Genomic DNA, 15257 nt, shown 5'->3' with positions numbered 1-15257 from the left:
TCGCCGACTTCGGGCGATCTAGATTGGGAAATATGACAGCTGTTGCGGAACCTGCCCGGATGACGCGCGAGCCGGTGGCCACACGCCGGCGCTACCTGATGTGCCCGCCGCGCTACTTCACGGTGCGCTATGTCATCAACCCGTGGATGAACCCGCGATTGCCGGTGGACACCGAGCTCGCCATGGCGCAGTGGTCACGACTGCGCGATATCTACCGCGAGCTGGGACACACGGTCGAGGAGATCGAGCCCCAGCCCGGACTGCCCGACATGGTGTTCGCCGCGAACGCGGCGACCGTGATCGGGGGCACCGTGCTCGGCTCCCGCTTTCGCAACGCCGAACGAGCCCCGGAGGCCGAGCACTACCGCAGGTGGTTCCTCGCCAATGGGTACTCCGAGGTCGTCATGCCGACCGAGATCAACGAGGCCGAGGGGGATCTCGTGTGGACCGGGCGGGTGCTGCTGGCCGGTACCGGGTTCCGCACCGACCCGCGTGCCCACGACGAGGCGCAAGAGGTGTTCGGCGTGCCCGTGGTGTCCCTTCAGCTGGTGGACCCCCACTTCTACCACCTGGACACGGCGCTGTTCGTGCTCTCCGAAGAAGGCGGGCGGTCCCCGGATGAGGCGGCCGGTTCCGGTGCCGTCATCGCCTACTTCCCCGAGGCGTTCTCACCCGGATCACGGAGGGTGCTCGAGCGGATGTTCCCGGACGCGATCCGCGCGACCCGCGCCGATGCCGAGGCCTTCGGGCTGAACGCGCTGTCGGACGGCCGGAGGGTGATCCTTCCGGAGCAGGCCGAACACCTGATAGCGGCGGTCGCCGAGCGGGGCTACGAGCCGATCGGGGTCGATGTGTCCGAGCTACGTAAGGCGGGCGGCGGGCCGAAGTGCTGCACCCTCGAGCTGCGGGACGGGTAGCGTCCCTCGTTCCCGCCCCTGATGTGACCCTCCTCGCCTCGGTGTCCTGGTATACGGAACTCGCAGGGCACACTCGGTCGTTGGACTGGCGACAGGCATTCGTTGAGCGCAACGAAGCTGCAGTGGGGAGGCGAGCAGGTGCACGCGCATCGAAACGGGTTCCGGACCGCGATGCTGCTCGGGCTGCTGAGCGCCTTGATCATCGGAATCAGCTGGTTGATTGGCGGCCAGGGAGCGTTGTTCTTCGGCCTGCTGCTCGCCCTGGCCATGAACGGCTACGCCTACTACAACTCGGACAAGCTGGCGTTGCGTGCGATGCGCGCGCGGCCGGTCTCGGAGGCCGAGCAACCCGCGATGTACCGGATCGTCCGGGAACTGTCCAGCACGGCACGGCAGCCGATGCCGAGGCTGTACGTCAGCCCGACACGCTCGCCGAACGCTTTCGCCACCGGTCGCAATCCCCGCAACTCGGCGGTGTGCTGCACCCAGGGCATTCTCGAGCTGCTCAACGAGCGGGAGTTACGTGCCGTGCTCGGGCACGAGCTCTCCCACGTCTACAACAGGGACATACTCATCTCGAGTATCGCCGGGGTGCTGGCCAGCGTGGTGAGCTATCTGTCTTACATCGCGATGTTCGCGGGTGGCCGCAACGGCGGCAACCCGCTGGTTGGCCTGCTGCTCGTACTGGTGGGGCCGATCGCGGCTGGCATCGTCAAGATGGCCGTGAGCCGTTCCCGGGAGTACCAGGCCGACGCATCGGGCGCGGAGCTGACCGGCGACCCGCTGGCGCTGGCCGCTGCGCTGCGCAAGCTGGAGCTCGGGACCAAGGCCGCACCGCTGGCCGCCGAGCCGAACCTGGTTTCGCAGTCACACCTGATGATCGCCAACCCGTTCCGATCCGGGCAGTCGCTGACCCAGCTGTTCAGCACGCACCCGCCGATCAGCGATCGGGTGCGCAGGCTGGAAGGGATGGCGCGCCGCGGCAGGCGGTGATCGCCGGAAGGCGTGACGGGCAGCGCCCGTGCCAGCCGTGCCAGTCTGTGCAAGCCGGTTTCAGCCGGCATGCTGGCTGGCGATGTTCATCACATAATCGCCGTACCCGGTGTTGGCCAACTTGCGGCCGAGCGCGTGGCACTGGTCGGCGTCGATGAAACCCATACGTAGCGCGATCTCCTCGAGGCACGCGATCCGCACGCCGGTCCGGCGTTCGAGGACCTGCACGAACTGGGCAGCGTCCAGCAGCGAGTCGTGCGTGCCGGTGTCCAGCCAGGCGAAGCCGCGTCCCAGATCCACAAGCTTCGCGCGACCCTGCCGCAGGTAGGTCAGGTTGACATCGGTGATCTCGAGCTCACCGCGCGCCGAGGGCGCCAGCGATCGGGCGATGTCCACAACGGAGCTGTCATAGAGGTAGAGACCGGTGATGGCCTTGTTGGACCTGGGTTCGGCGGGCTTCTCCTCGAGCGAGACCAAGCGCCCGTCCGGATCCGTCTCGCCGACGCCGTACCGGCCGGGGTCGTTCACCGGATAGCCGAACAGGGTGCACCCGGTCACCTCGCCGACCTCGCGTTGCAGCTGCCGCGAGAACCCCTGCCCGTAGAAGATGTTGTCGCCGAGAACCAGCGCCACCGGCTCGCCCGCGATGAACCGCTCGCCGATCAGGAACGCCTCAGCCAGGCCGTTGGGGGTGGGTTGCTCGGCATAGCTGAAACTGACCCCGAGCTGCTCACCGTCACCGAGCAGCTTGCGAAAGTTCGGTAGGTCCGCGGGGCTGGAGATGATCAGGATCTCCCGGATACCGGCCAGCATCAACACCGAGAGGGGGTAATACACCATCGGCTTGTCGTAGACCGGGAGCAGCTGCTTGGACACCGCCTGCGTGATGGGATGCAGCCGCGTGCCACTGCCCCCGGCGAGCACGATCCCTTTCATGTCCCCCCAATGGTGTGTCGAGTGGCTCACCGGTAGTTGGTGAACTGCAGGGCTATATCGAAGTCCTTCCCCTTGAGCAGGGTGATCACGTCCTGCAGGTGGTCCTTCTTCTTGCCGCTGACGCGGAGCTGGTCGCCCTGGATCTGTGCCTGCACCCCCTTGGGGCCCTCATCACGGATCACTTTGGCGATCTGCTTGGCTTTCTCCGAGGAGATACCTTGCACGATCGCCCCGGAGATCTTGTACCGCTTTCCGGAGGAGACCGGCTCGCCCGGATCGAAGGACTTGAGCGACACCCCCCGCTTGACGAGCTTCTCCTTGAAGACCTCCAGCGCGGCCTTGGCACGCTCCTCGGTCTCGGCCTCGATCGCGATGGCGTCCTCTCCAGCCCAGCTCACCGAGGCACCGGTGCCACGGAAGTCGAACCGGGTCGACAGCTCCTTGCTCGCCTGGTTCACGGCATTGTCGACTTCTTGCTTGTCGACCTTGCTGACAATGTCGAAGGAAGGATCAGCCACGGGTTCTCCACAACATCAGGATGCTCGCGGGCCGGATGTCGGCATCCGGTCTGGGGTCAGTCCCGCACTGTAGCGCGTTCGACCGGGACCGCGGGTCACACAGGGCAGGTCGAGGCCTTCCGCCGGAGATCGTCACCCCGTCACGGTCGGCCGCGAGCCGGTCTGTACCCTGGTTCTCGCCGGGCTGATCCGGCCCGATGGCGGGTTACCCAAGCGGCCAAAGGGATCTGACTGTAAATCAGCTGGCGTAAGCCTTCGGGGGTTCGAATCCCTCACCCGCCACCAGCACACGCGCCCCGCTGACCTGCGAGTAAGCAGGCAGCGGGGCGCTTTGCTATGTCCGGCCGTGGCGGTTCGGTGCGGCTATAGCCGGGGGTGTGTGCCCAATGTGTGCTCACAGCTCACCAGGCTTGGAGAGCGTGCGTGAACTTGTCGCGGGCGGCCTGCTCGCCGACGTGACGGTGCTCTCGTCTGGGCGCGTCGGGCGAGGCGTTGCCGAGGTGTCGCCGAGGTAAGGCCTCCCGGATGATCAAGCGTGCGGAACCCCCGAAACAGCTGTTCACCGGTACAACTGTCATCAGACAGTGACCGTTGTCAGACCGGGGAGCAACCCGTAAGTCGGGTGATGTTCCCCTGTTCGAGGTAGAGTGTCTGCCCAAATGTGTCTTGGCGTAATGGGGCCGGGCAAGGCACGCTACTAACGCCGGGCCATCACGATCGACTGCCCTATCGATCGATCGATGTACTCGGCCGCAGCGGGTGGCCGGGAGGAGGGTGTATGGCGGACGACGCGGGCGACGATACGGACCGCGGCGGCCTGAGCTCCGATCCTTCGGTGGAACAGCGCCGTGACAGCGACGGTGGACGACCTGTCGACGAGCGCCGGTTCCGGCGTTTCACGCTGGTCGTGGTCACACTGGCAGTCATCGGCGCGATCGCGGTGTCGTTGTGGTTGCCGTTCGAGTACTCGCCGGAGCTGCTCTGGATCGGTCTCGCGCTGGCCGCGGGTTTCTTCGTCGCTGAGCAGCTGGCTATCAACGTCGACGTGCGCAGCGGGATCTCCTGGACCGTCTCGTTCACCGAGATCCCGCTTGTCATCGGCTTGGTCGTCGGACCGTTCGAAGTGGTGCTGGCAGCGCACCTCGCCGCAGGGGTGGGCACCCTGCTGGCCCGCAAGGTCACCGGCCGGGTGCTCTACAACGCGGGCGTGATGACCATCGAGATCACGGTGGCGTTCGCGGTGGCAGGCCTGGTGAACGCGCTGGTCCGGCCCGGCGGCGTGCCCTGGCTCGCCGCGTTCGCCGGTACCGTCAGCGCGCCGGTGGCCAGCACGCTGCTCGCGCTGTGCGCGGTGTGGGTGCTACGCAGGCGGATGCGGGCGAGCACCGGGCTACGGCTGATGGCGCGGATCCTGGTGATGGGCTTCGTCAACGCGGCCGTCGGGTTGAGCGGGTACCTCATTGTGACCGATGTGCAGCACGCGTGGCCGCTGGTGATCGCGGTCATCCTCGGCCTGACCGCCCTCTACTGGGCCTACTCCGACCTGTTGCGCGAGCAGCGCGACCTGGAGGCGCTTACCGACGTCAGTCTGATGGTCGCCCGGTCAGGGCGCCAGGCGGCCGCCAAACCCGCGGGTGAGCACGACGATCTCGCGCACGAGTACGCCGCGACCGAGTGGTCGACCCTCGCGGAGCGGATCAAGGATCAGCTCGCTGCGCGCCGAGTGGTGCTCCGGCTACGGCTGGACGGTTCGCGCGGCACCCACACGGTGATCGCCGGGGACCCGGTGCCGCCGGGCGCTGCCGAGCACCTCGAGGACGGCATCGCGCGACTGCCTGGCACGCACGCGAGGCTGTTCCGTGCCGCGGAAGGGACTGCGGATGTCAGAGCAGCGCTACGCGCCCGCGGCGCGGACGAGGTGTTGGTGGTGCCATTGCGCAGCGCCAACCAGCTGCTCGGGGTGCTCGAGGCGCACGATCGCCTTTCCAGGTGGCGCGGCTTCGGTTCCTCGGACGTCCAGCTCATCGGCACCATGGCCGCGCACCTGTCGACCGCGCTCGATAACCGCAGGCTCATGGCTACGTTGCGGCACGACGCGTACCACGACCCGCTCACCGGGCTGCTGAACCGGCCGGGCTTCTGTCAGGCCGCACGCGGCACCCTCGAGGAGCGGGCGGGAACGGTCGTCGTCCGGGTCGATCTTGATGTCTTCTCCACCGTGTCGGATGCTCTCGGCTACGCGTGGGCCGACAGGATGCTGGTGGTCGCCGGTAGGCGGATGCGGGACGTGCTCGGCGCCGACGTGCCGGTCGCGCGGCTGGAGGGGGCGTCGTTTGCCGCGCTGCTGACCGAATGCGCGCAGCCGAGGGCGCGGGAGATCGCCGAGCGGTTGCACACCGAGCTGTCCGCGCCGTACGCCGTCGACAAGCTGACCGTGGAGGCCAACGCCGCGATCGGTTACGCCAGCATCGACGTGGAGGAGGCGCCCGCCCAGGTCGACATCAACGGGTTGCTGCAACGTGCCGACGTGGCGGTGCGGGCGACTCGTGGCGGTGAGGAAGTCCGCGGCTACGTGCCGAGCATGGGGCAGATCTTCATGCGCCGGTTCCAGCTGGTGACGCAGCTGCGGCACGCGCTGGAAAGCGGCCAGGTGTCGGTGCACTACCAGCCCAAGGTCGCGTTGCCGAGCAGGCAGGTACGTGGCGTAGAGGCGCTGGTGCGCTGGGAGCACCCCGAGTTCGGCAAGCTCCATCCGGACGAGTTCGTGCCCGCCATCGAGGCCGCTGGGCTGATCGGGGCGCTGACTTCGTTCGTGCTCGACGAGGCGTTGGCCAGGGTGCGCAAGTGGCTCGACGAGGGTCTGCGGATCTCCGCGGCGGTCAACTTGTCGGTCCGGATACTGCTGGACGCGGAGTTCCCCGAGCAGGTCGCTGACGCGCTGGAACGGTTCGACGTCCCGCCGGAGTTGCTCACACTGGAGCTGACCGAGTCAGCCGTGATGTCGAACCCGCAGCGCGCCCTTCCGGTGCTGCGGGACCTGCACGCGCTCGGCATCGTGCTGGCGATGGACGACTTCGGTACCGGCTACTCCTCGCTGGCGTACCTGCGGCAGCTCCCGGTGGACGAGGTCAAGATAGACAAGAGCTTCGTGCTCGGCATGGGAACCGACCTCGGCGATCTCGCGGTGGTCCGGTCGATCGTCGAGCTCGGGCACTCGCTCGGGTTGGCCGTGGTCGCCGAGGGAGTCGAGGAGGACGTGGCACGGGACCAGCTCGAAGCGATGGGGTGCGATGTGGCGCAGGGTTACCTGATCTCGCGCCCGCTGTCGGAACGGCGGCTGGAGGCGTGGTTGCATGCCCGCACCACACGGGCCGTCGACCGGCAGACGACGGTGTTGACGCTGTTGAGCTAGATTCCGTCGCAGGGGGTGGGGCCGCATACGGTCCCGCGACGCCCCCCGGTTGCACGGCCCGCTCGGGCACTGTGTACAGTTTTTCACGCGCTCGGTGATAGGGCGCTGCTGCCCCAATAGCTCAGTGGCAGAGCATCTCCATGGTAAGGAGAAGGTCTACGGTTCGAATCCGTATTGGGGCTCGGTTGAACGTGCCGTTCGGGACCCTCCGGATGTGCCGTGGTTCACGGTGCGCCGGAGCGTGGGAAGGCGGCGGGCCGCACCGACGGTATGCTGGTAGTGCCGCGAAAACGTATGGCGGGATAGCTCAGGTGGTTAGAGCACACGGCTCATAATCGTGGTGTCGCGGGTTCGAGTCCCGCTCCCGCTACTAGCCCGACCCCGTGAAGCGTGCCCGCACGGTGGGGCCTCGCTCCACCGTGCCGTTCGGGTGCGCCGCTGAGTGACCAAAGAAAGGTGCCTGCCGTGGCGACAACCGAGGTGCGACCCAAGATCACCCTGGCGTGCGAGGAGTGCAAGCACCGCAACTACATCACGAAGAAGAACCGGCGCAACGATCCCGACCGGCTTGAGATCAAGAAGTTCTGCACCAACTGCGGTACGCACCGGGTGCACAAGGAGACGCGCTGAGCCACGCCTCCCGCCCGGCGCACCGTCGGGCGGTTGAGGATCGATAGGCTGGCCGCGTGGGATTGGACCAGTCACTCATTGGGCGCTCGTACCCACCGTCCGCGGTCTACGAGGTCAGCCGAGCCAAGATCGTCGAGTTCGCCGATGCCCTCGGCGACGTCAGCCCGCTGTCGCGGGATCCGGAGGCCGCCCGCGAAGCGGGGTACCCCGATGTCATCGCACCGCCGACCTTTTTGACCATCGTCAACCTCGGCGCGATCGACGCACTTGCCGCCGACCCTGAGCTGGGGTTGGACTACAGCAGGATGGTGCATGGCGACCAGAGCTTCACACACCGGCGTCCCGTGCATGCTGGCGATCGGCTCCGCGTCACCACACACGTGGACGACATCTCCTCCCGCGCGGGTAACGACTTCCTGACGTTGCGAGCCGAGATCCACGCAGAAGGAGGCGAGCTGGTGTGTACCGGTACCGCACAGCTGGTGATCCGGGGGGAAGCGTGAGCGAGGTCGCAACCGGCGATGAGCTACCGCCGCTGCGGGCGCGGGTGACACGCGCCGACCTGGTGCGCTATGCGGGTGCTTCACTGGATTTCAACCCCATCCACTACAGCGATCGCATCGCCACCGAGGTCGGACTGCCCGGGGTGATCGCACACGGGATGCTCACGATGGGCCTTGCCGGTCGCGTGGTGTCCGAGTGGATCGGTGACGCGGGCAGGGTGCTGTCCTGCACCAGCCGGTTCACCCGGCCCGTGGTCGTCCCCGACGACGATCACGGCGCCGTGATCGAGTTCTCCGGCACGGTCACCGCCGTGGACGATGGTGTGGCGACCGTGTCCATCACCGCGAAGTGCGAAGGCAAGCCGGTACTCGGCAAGGCGAGAGCCACCGTCCGCGTCGACTGATCGCCTGATCGCCGGGGTGGTGGGGCCGAACGTGGGATCGGTTGCGCGGCGGGCGCTGAATGTCACGTTCGGCCCCACATCCCGATCAGTTGATCTCGGAAAGCAGCTCCCCGACGCGCCGCACTCCTTCGGTGAGGGCATCGGTGGACAGCGCGTAGGAGAACCGGAAGTACCCCGGCGTGCCGAATGCTTCACCGGGAACCACAGCGACCTCGGCGTGTTCGAGGATGAGGTCGGCCAGCTCCACCGTGTCGGTCGGCGTCGCGCCGCGGAGGGGCTTGCCGAGCAGCGCCTTGACCGAGGGATAGGCGTAGAAGGCCCCTTGCGGTGTGGGGCACTCCACTCCGGGAATGGCGTTGAGTAGCTCGACGATCCGACGCCGCCGGGCGTCGAAGGCGTCGCGCATCTCGGCGACCGCGTCGAGCGGGCCCGCGACGGCCGCCAGCGCAGCGCGCTGCGACACGTTGGCGACATTGCCGCACAGGTGCGACTGGTACGAGACGGCGGCCTTGATGACGTCCTGCGGTCCGGCCATCCAACCGACCCGCCACCCGGTCATCGAGTAGGTCTTGGCCACCCCGTTGAGGATGAGCGTGGTGTCCGCGAGCTCGGGGACCACCGCCGAGATGGGTTCGGCGCGCGCGCCGTCGTAGACGAGGTGTTCGTAGATCTCGTCGGTGATGACCCAGATGCCGTGCTCGAGTGCCCACCTGCCGATGGCTTCGACCTCGTCGCGCGGGTAGACGGTGCCGGTCGGGTTCGACGGCGAGTTGAACAGCAGCGCTTTGGTGCGGTCGGTCCGCGCTTGCTCCAGTTGCGCCACGGTGACGCGGTAGCCGGTGGATTCGTCGGCGGTCACCGGTACCGGCACCCCGCCAGCGAGCTTGATCGATTCGGGGTACGTGGTCCAGTAAGGAGCCGGGAGCAGCACCTCGTCGCCGGGATCGCACAGCGTGGCCATCGCCGAGTACACCGCCTGCTTGCCACCGTTGGTGACCAGGACCTGGGAGGCATCGATGGTGATACCGGAATCACGCCTGGTCTTGTCGGCGATCGCGCTGCGCAGCTCCGGCAGGCCCGCGGCAGCGGTATATCCGTGGTTGACGCGCTGGTGCACGGCGTCGGCCGCGGCGGTCAGGATGTAGTCGGGAGTCGGGAAGTCCGGCTGGCCGGAGCCGAAACCGATCACGGGGCGTCCCTGCGCCTTGAGTTCGGCGGCCTTCGCGTCGACCGCGAGCGTCGCGGACGGCGTGATGGCGCCGATACGGGTGGAGACACGCCGGGTCGGGGAAGGGCTCGGCGTCGGGCCGGTGGTACGTGCAGCGTCCGATGAGACCATGGACACCATCGTTCCACGCTGGTAGACCTACCGAGAAATCGCGTCGCCAGATGTGATCGCGTACCCTCATAGTAGATGTCCGGGCAGGAGCCCGGATTGGCACGCGGCGGGCGCGCATGGGGACGCGGTTGTCGTGCGCGAAGCGCGTTGCCGTACACTGCCAGAATTGGAACGTTGACATCACCTTCGCGGGAGTCCGACACGGCGGCCGGGACGGTGATGTGACGCTGGTCCAGCAGTGCGGCGGCCTGGCACGGCGGTGTCCAGAGCTGTCCGGACGAAGGGGTGTAGCTCAACTGGCAGAGCAGCGGTCTCCAAAACCGCAGGTTGCGGGTTCAAGTCCTGTCACCCCTGCACGGTGAACGACGAGGCGCAGCGGAGGAGAGGCTCGTGAGCGACGACGGCGATAAGGACAAGGAGGGTGGCGAGAAGCGCCCTTCCCGTCCGGATAACGCCGCGGCGCGGCGGGAGCGCCGTGCCTCCGCTGGGTCGGGTGATCGCGGCCGGGCGAACTCCCGCCGCAGCTCGTCCGGCGCGGGCTCCTCGGGGAACCGGGAGGACTCCTCGGCGAAACCGGGCACCATCGAGGAGCAGCCACCGATCCACCAGCGGGTCGCGCGGTTCAGCCGCGAGGTGCTGGGCGAACTCCGCAAGGTGGTTTGGCCGACACGGAAGCAGATGAGCACCTACACCATCGTGGTGTTGGCTTTCATGGCATTCATGATCGCGCTCGTCTGGGCGCTCGACCTGCTGTTCGCCGAGGTCGTGTTCACGATATTCGGCTGAGTGCGCGCGAGCAGGTGCCGCCGGATGCCTTGCACACGAGACAGAGAAGGGACATCACAGTGACGTCCGACAACGGCACGGCAGCAGCCGAGGAGCACGTGGAGACGGCTACTGCCGATGCCTCGACCACTGCCGAGAGCGAGCAGCCAGACGCGCAGGCCACGGCGGCAGCCTCGGGAGAGGACGAGGCCGGCGAGGCCGAGGTCACGGCCGGTGTCGCCGACGCCGCGACGGAGGCCACCGAGGACCAGCGGGCTGCGGCAACACCGGACGGGCAGACCGCCGAGGACACCGACAGCGACGGCGTGACCGATAGCGATGCGGCGACGCCCGAGACGGCAGCGCCCGCCGAGCCTGAAGAGGCCGCCGAGCCCGACGAGGCCGCCAAGCTGCGTGCCGAGCTCCGCAGCGCGCCCGGTCGCTGGTATGTGGTGCATTCCTACGCGGGCTACGAGAACAAGGTGAAGACCAACCTCGAGACCCGCCGCCAGACACTCGACGTGGAGGACTACATCTTCCAGGTCGAGGTTCCGACCGAGGAAGTCACCGAGATCAAGAACGGCCAGCGTAAGCAGGTCAAGCGTAAGGTGCTTCCCGGTTACATCCTGGTCCGGATGGAACTCAACGACGCGTCGTGGAGCGCGGTGCGCAATACCCCGGGGGTCACCGGGTTCGTCGGCGCAACCTCGCACCCCTCGCCGTTGAGCCTGGACGAGGTGATGAAGTTCCTGCTCCCACAGAAGGAGCAGGCCCCGGCTGCCAAGGAGAGCAAGGGTGCCGAGGCAGCGGCGGAGCAGCCGAGCGGGGAGGTCGTCGAGGTCGACTTCGAGGTCGGCGAGTCGGTGACGGTCATGGACGGGCCGTTCGCCACGCTGCCCGCTACCATCTCCGAGGTCGACGCGGGCGCGCAGAAGCTCAAGGTGCTGGTGTCGATCTTCGGTCGGGAGACCCCGGTTGAGCTGTCGTTCAACCAGGTCTCCAAGATCTGATAGCACACCTCGCCCCGGCACCACAGCCCAGGCTTCCCCCCGATACGCAGCTTCGATCGGGTCGGGATCATGTGCGGCGCCGTCCCGGCGTCGCGCGAGCACGACGGAGCGAAACAGGAAGCACAACAATGCCACCCAAGAAGAAAAAGAAGCTCGCAGCGATTATCAAGCTGCAGATCGAGGCCGGGGCGGCCAACCCGGCGCCGCCGGTCGGCCCCGCGCTTGGTCAGCACGGCGTGAACATCATGGAGTTCTGCAAGGCCTACAACGCCGCCACCGAATCACAACGCGGCAACGTGGTGCCGGTCGAGATCTCCGTGTACGAGGATCGCTCGTTCGACTTCAAGCTCAAGACCCCGCCAGCGGCGAAGCTGCTGCTGAAGGCCGCGGGTGTGGACAAGGGCAGCAGCGAGCCACACCGCAACAAGGTCGCCAAGGTGACCTGGGACCAGGTGCGGGAGATCGCGGAGACGAAGAAGCCCGACCTCAACGTCGAAGACACGGAGCAGGCCGCGAAGATCGTCGCGGGCACCGCGCGCTCCATGGGGCTGACGATCGAGTGAGCCCACACGTACCCGCTGCTCGTATCACGCGGGTGCCCGTGGCAGGGCCCGGCGCTGGCCCGTACCACAACTGATCCACGACAACACAGGACAGCAAGGGACGACACCATGCCCAAGCGCAGCAAGGCGTATCGCCAGGCAGCGGAGCAGATCGACCGGGACCGGCTGTACTCGCCGCTTTCGGCGGTCAAGCTCGCCAAGCAGACATCGCCAACCAAGATGGACGCCACGGTCGAGGTCGCGATGCGACTCGGCGTGGATCCCCGCAAGGCCGACCAGATGGTCCGCGGCACCGTGATCCTGCCGCACGGCACGGGGAAGACGGCACGCGTGGTGGTGTTCGCCACCGGGGACAAGGCGGCGGAAGCCGAAGCCGCGGGTGCCGATGTGGTCGGATCCGACGAGTTGATCGAGCGAATCCAGGGTGGCTGGCTCGACTTCGACGCCGCGATCGCGACCCCTGACCAGATGGCCAAGGTCGGCAAGATCGCCCGGGTGCTCGGCCCACGGGGTCTGATGCCCAACCCGAAGACCGGAACCGTGACGCCCGAGGTGAGCAAGGCCATCGCCGACATCAAGGGCGGTAAGGTCAGCTTCCGCGTCGACAAGCAGGCGAACCTGCACATGATGATCGGCAAGACGTCCTTCACCCCGGAGCAGCTGGTGGAGAACTATGCCGCCGCGCTGGACGAGGTCCTACGCGCCAAGCCCGCCGCGGCCAAGGGCCGGTACCTGAAGAAGGTCACCATCAGCACCACGATGGGGCCCGGCATCCCGGTCGATCACACCCGCACCCGGAACCTGCTCAGCGAGGAAGCTGCCTGAGGCGCGTCACCGGAACGCTCGAAGCTCGCGTGAGGGGAGGCCCCGGGGCGGGGCCTCCCCTCACGCGCGTCGGGACCGCGCGTCGGGACGGGGCCGGCACTGCGGCGCCGGGGACGGCGCCGGCGCGACCGTCAGTTGCCGTCGCCTTCAGCCTGCTCCGGGCACGGTTGCGGCTCCCGCTCGTGGTCGGTGATCAGCCACTGTCCGTGCTCCACCATGCTCAGCGTGAACGCGCCGAGCCGCGGTCCTTCGCTGACCCCCATCTCGCAGGAACTGATCCGGAGGGTCTCGACGTCCCCTGTGACATGGACGTCCCTGGGGAAGCTCGGCTCCGCGTAGCTGCTCTTGCTGGTCACGTCCTGGTGTAACGCCTCGACGGCCTCGGCGCAGTCGGCCGCACCCATGTTGCGCGCGAAGCGCTGCTGGACATCCTCGGCGAACCTGCCGCAGGCCAGGTCGGCTCGCCCTTCGCCGATGTTCTGATACACCCTGCGGACCGCCTCACTCGGGGAAGAAGACAGGATCTGGTTGGTCACGTAGGTCCCGCCACCGGTCTCCTCGGCGGGGCGGTCGCCGTCGCCGGTGCCGAAGACGTAGTTGTAGGCCATCGCGAGCGCGATCAATGTGACAGCGACGTAGGCCAGGCGGCGCACGAACTTGTTCAGCAGCCGCCGCCACAACGGCGGCCGTGGGGCGAATCCCGGCGGTATGCCGGCCTGGGACGGGTCGATCCCGTGTTGGCGCTGCAGCTGCTGGAACTGTTGGAATTGCTGGAACTGCTGGAACTGCCGCAGTTGCTCGGGATCGATCGCGGGTTGCCCGGCCACCGTCGGCGGCGAACCGGTACTCGCCTCGGTCGGGTGCGCGAGCTCGCCTGGCTGGGCGGGGGCGTCCTCGCCCTTGTCGTGGCCACCTGTGCCGTGGCCGCCGTCGAGCGGTTCGGGGAAGCGCTCGGGCTCGTGCGGGTGGTCTCCTGGCGGTTGCTGTACCACGTCACCCATCATGCCCGACACGCGACGGTGCGTGGTGCATCGGCCAGGCTGCCCGCTGGTGGATACCCCGCTTACCAGCGACGCGGTGCCGTACCGTATGCTGACTTCTGGTTCTACCGAAGACCGTTGGTCGTGAGGTGCGCTCCGGCGTACGTCAACGAAGGATCCGCGGATACGTGGACGGCCAGCGCAGGAGGAACGAGGCTGATTGGCGATCTCGCCTGTGATGTCGACGCCCCGCGCCTTCCTGCGCCGGGGCGTTTTTCGTGTGCTGCGCCGCCCGTGCTGTCGCCGGATTCTTCGCTGACTGTCCGCTTGTTGTTCGCCGACACCGCGGATCAGTTATCGCCAAGAGAGGAGGCGACCATGGCGACGCCTGACAAGGTGGAGGCCGTCGCCGAGATCGCGGATCGTTTCCGTACGAGCTCGGCTGCTGTCGTCACCGAGTACACAGGCCTTTCCGTGGCCCAGCTCAACGAGCTGCGTCGCGCTCTCGGCTCTGGCGCCAAGTACCGAATCGCGAAGAACACCCTCGTCAAGCGCGCCGTGCGCGAGGCGGGCGTCGAGGGGCTCGACGACCTGTTCGTCGGACCGACGGCGATTGCCTTCGTGGATGACGAGCCGGTCGAGGCCGCCAAGGCGCTGAAGAACTTCGCCAAGGACAACAAGGCCCTGGTGATCAAGGGCGGCTACATGGACGGTCGCCCGCTCACCGTGAAGGAGATCGACCAGCTCGCTGAGCTCGAGAGCCGTGATGTGCTGCTCAGCAAGGCGGCCGGTGCCTTCAAGGCCAAGTTGTCGCAGGCCGCGACCTTGTTCGCCGAGCCTGCTTCGCAGGTTGCCCGCCTCGCCGGTGCGCTGGAGGGCAAGCGTTCGTCCTCCGGTGAGGACTCGGCGGCAGCCTGAAGCCAAGAGCTGACCATCGTTCCCCGTCAACAACCTGCTGAGATAGAGAGGAAGGGCCACCATGGCCAAGATGAGCACCGAGGAACTCCTCGAGGTCTTCAAGGAGATGACGCTGCTCGAGCTGTCTGACTTCGTCAAGCAGTTCGAGGAGACCTTTGACGTTACCGCCGCTGCTCCGGTGGCCGCGGCCGCCGCGCCCGCCGCGGGCGCCGCCCCGGCCGAGGAAGTCGAGGAGCAGGACGAGTTCGACGTCGTCCTTGAGGGCGCAGGCGACAAGAAGATCCAGGTCATCAAGGTCATCCGAGAGGTGATCTCCGGTCTCGGCCTCAAGGAGGCCAAGGAGCTGGTGGAGGAGACTCCGAAGCCCATCCTGGAGAAGGTCGACAAGGAGGCCGCCGAGGCCGCTAAGGCCAAGCTCGAGGAAGCAGGCGCGAGCATCACCATCAAGTAACGTTTTCGCGCGAACGTCAGGGGTGGGCATCCGATCGGATGCCCACCCCTGACGTGTATCTACGGGCACGAGATAATAACGGCGATTATGACC

General features: G+C 67.2%; 16 protein-coding genes and 4 tRNA genes. 16 read left to right on the top strand and 4 right to left on the bottom strand.

From position 1 onward, the window contains the following. Positions 1-32 precede the first annotated feature (32 nt). The gene (ddaH, locus tag F8178_RS11930) at positions 33-917 is read left to right on the top strand and encodes a dimethylargininase (protein ID WP_396345373.1); all 885 of its coding nucleotides are present in this window, start codon (positions 33-35) and stop codon (positions 915-917) included. A 138-nt stretch (positions 918-1055) separates the two neighbouring features. Then, positions 1056-1910 (top strand): zinc metalloprotease HtpX, encoded by an 855-nt coding sequence (gene htpX / locus F8178_RS11925; RefSeq protein WP_317494850.1) that lies wholly within the window; start codon positions 1056-1058, stop codon positions 1908-1910. Positions 1911-1970: 60 nt separating this feature from the next. Here htpX and rfbA read toward each other — a convergent pair whose 3' ends face one another. After that, on the bottom strand, positions 1971-2846 hold the full coding sequence (gene rfbA / locus F8178_RS11920; RefSeq protein WP_317494817.1) for a glucose-1-phosphate thymidylyltransferase RfbA: 876 nt from the start codon (positions 2844-2846) through the stop codon (positions 1971-1973). Positions 2847-2872: 26 nt separating this feature from the next. Beyond that, positions 2873-3364: a YajQ family cyclic di-GMP-binding protein gene (locus F8178_RS11915; protein ID WP_317494816.1), complete on the bottom strand. Its 492-nt coding sequence runs from the start codon at positions 3362-3364 to the stop codon at positions 2873-2875. A 199-nt stretch (positions 3365-3563) separates the two neighbouring features. Here F8178_RS11915 and F8178_RS11910 point away from each other — a divergent pair. The 7 genes from F8178_RS11910 (at position 3564) to F8178_RS11880 (ending at position 8313) form a co-directional block, all read left to right on the top strand. Further along, positions 3564-3649 (top strand) — tRNA-Tyr (locus F8178_RS11910). A 493-nt stretch (positions 3650-4142) separates the two neighbouring features. Further along, entirely contained in the window at positions 4143-6776 is a 2634-nt protein-coding gene (locus F8178_RS11905; protein WP_317494815.1) for an EAL domain-containing protein, read from the top strand. A 110-nt stretch (positions 6777-6886) separates the two neighbouring features. Next, a tRNA-Thr gene (locus tag F8178_RS11900) sits at positions 6887-6958 on the top strand. 114 nt (positions 6959-7072) lie between these two features. Then, positions 7073-7146 (top strand) — tRNA-Met (locus F8178_RS11895). Between the two features lie 95 nt (positions 7147-7241). Next, positions 7242-7406 (top strand): 50S ribosomal protein L33, encoded by a 165-nt coding sequence (gene rpmG / locus F8178_RS11890; RefSeq protein WP_317494814.1) that lies wholly within the window; start codon positions 7242-7244, stop codon positions 7404-7406. Between the two features lie 56 nt (positions 7407-7462). Further along, positions 7463-7909, top strand: a complete 447-nt coding sequence (locus F8178_RS11885; protein ID WP_317494813.1) for a MaoC family dehydratase N-terminal domain-containing protein — start codon at positions 7463-7465, stop codon at positions 7907-7909. Further along, positions 7906-8313 (top strand): MaoC/PaaZ C-terminal domain-containing protein, encoded by a 408-nt coding sequence (locus tag F8178_RS11880; protein WP_317494812.1) that lies wholly within the window; start codon positions 7906-7908, stop codon positions 8311-8313. Before F8178_RS11885 ends, F8178_RS11880 begins: the two co-directional genes overlap by 4 nt. Before the next feature lie 85 nt (positions 8314-8398). Here F8178_RS11880 and F8178_RS11875 read toward each other — a convergent pair whose 3' ends face one another. After that, positions 8399-9652, bottom strand: coding sequence for a pyridoxal phosphate-dependent aminotransferase (locus tag F8178_RS11875; RefSeq protein WP_317494811.1), 1254 nt, complete (start codon positions 9650-9652; stop codon positions 8399-8401). Positions 9653-9933: 281 nt separating this feature from the next. On the opposite strand from F8178_RS11875, the gene F8178_RS11870 reads away from it, so the two are divergent. The 5 genes from F8178_RS11870 (at position 9934) to rplA (ending at position 12815) form a co-directional block, all read left to right on the top strand. Next, a tRNA-Trp gene (locus tag F8178_RS11870) sits at positions 9934-10006 on the top strand. Positions 10007-10042: 36 nt separating this feature from the next. Beyond that, positions 10043-10438, top strand: coding sequence for a preprotein translocase subunit SecE (secE, locus tag F8178_RS11865; protein WP_317494810.1), 396 nt, complete (start codon positions 10043-10045; stop codon positions 10436-10438). A gap of 59 nt (positions 10439-10497) precedes the next feature. Beyond that, on the top strand, positions 10498-11427 hold the full coding sequence (nusG, locus tag F8178_RS11860) for a transcription termination/antitermination protein NusG (RefSeq protein WP_317494809.1): 930 nt from the start codon (positions 10498-10500) through the stop codon (positions 11425-11427). 128 nt (positions 11428-11555) lie between these two features. Then, on the top strand, positions 11556-11990 hold the full coding sequence (gene rplK / locus F8178_RS11855; protein ID WP_317494808.1) for a 50S ribosomal protein L11: 435 nt from the start codon (positions 11556-11558) through the stop codon (positions 11988-11990). 108 nt (positions 11991-12098) lie between these two features. Then, positions 12099-12815 carry a 50S ribosomal protein L1 gene (gene rplA / locus F8178_RS11850; RefSeq protein ID WP_317494807.1) on the top strand — a complete coding sequence of 239 codons (717 nt, stop codon included), beginning with the start codon at positions 12099-12101 and terminating at the stop codon, positions 12813-12815. A 131-nt stretch (positions 12816-12946) separates the two neighbouring features. Here the strand turns inward: rplA and F8178_RS11845 are convergent, their stop codons facing one another. Then, complete coding sequence (locus F8178_RS11845; RefSeq protein WP_317494806.1) at positions 12947-13819, bottom strand: hypothetical protein; 873 nt, start codon at positions 13817-13819, stop codon at positions 12947-12949. A 354-nt stretch (positions 13820-14173) separates the two neighbouring features. On the opposite strand from F8178_RS11845, the gene rplJ reads away from it, so the two are divergent. Both rplJ and rplL read left to right on the top strand, forming a co-directional pair. Continuing rightward, positions 14174-14713, top strand: coding sequence for a 50S ribosomal protein L10 (rplJ, locus tag F8178_RS11840; RefSeq protein WP_317494849.1), 540 nt, complete (start codon positions 14174-14176; stop codon positions 14711-14713). Between the two features lie 61 nt (positions 14714-14774). Continuing rightward, entirely contained in the window at positions 14775-15164 is a 390-nt protein-coding gene (rplL, locus tag F8178_RS11835) for a 50S ribosomal protein L7/L12 (protein WP_317494805.1), read from the top strand. Positions 15165-15257 lie beyond the last annotated feature (93 nt).

This window comes from Haloechinothrix sp. LS1_15, from assembly GCF_033042135.1.
Lineage (GTDB): Bacteria > Actinomycetota > Actinomycetes > Mycobacteriales > Pseudonocardiaceae > Haloechinothrix.
This window is presented reverse-complemented; position numbering and strand designations above follow the sequence as displayed.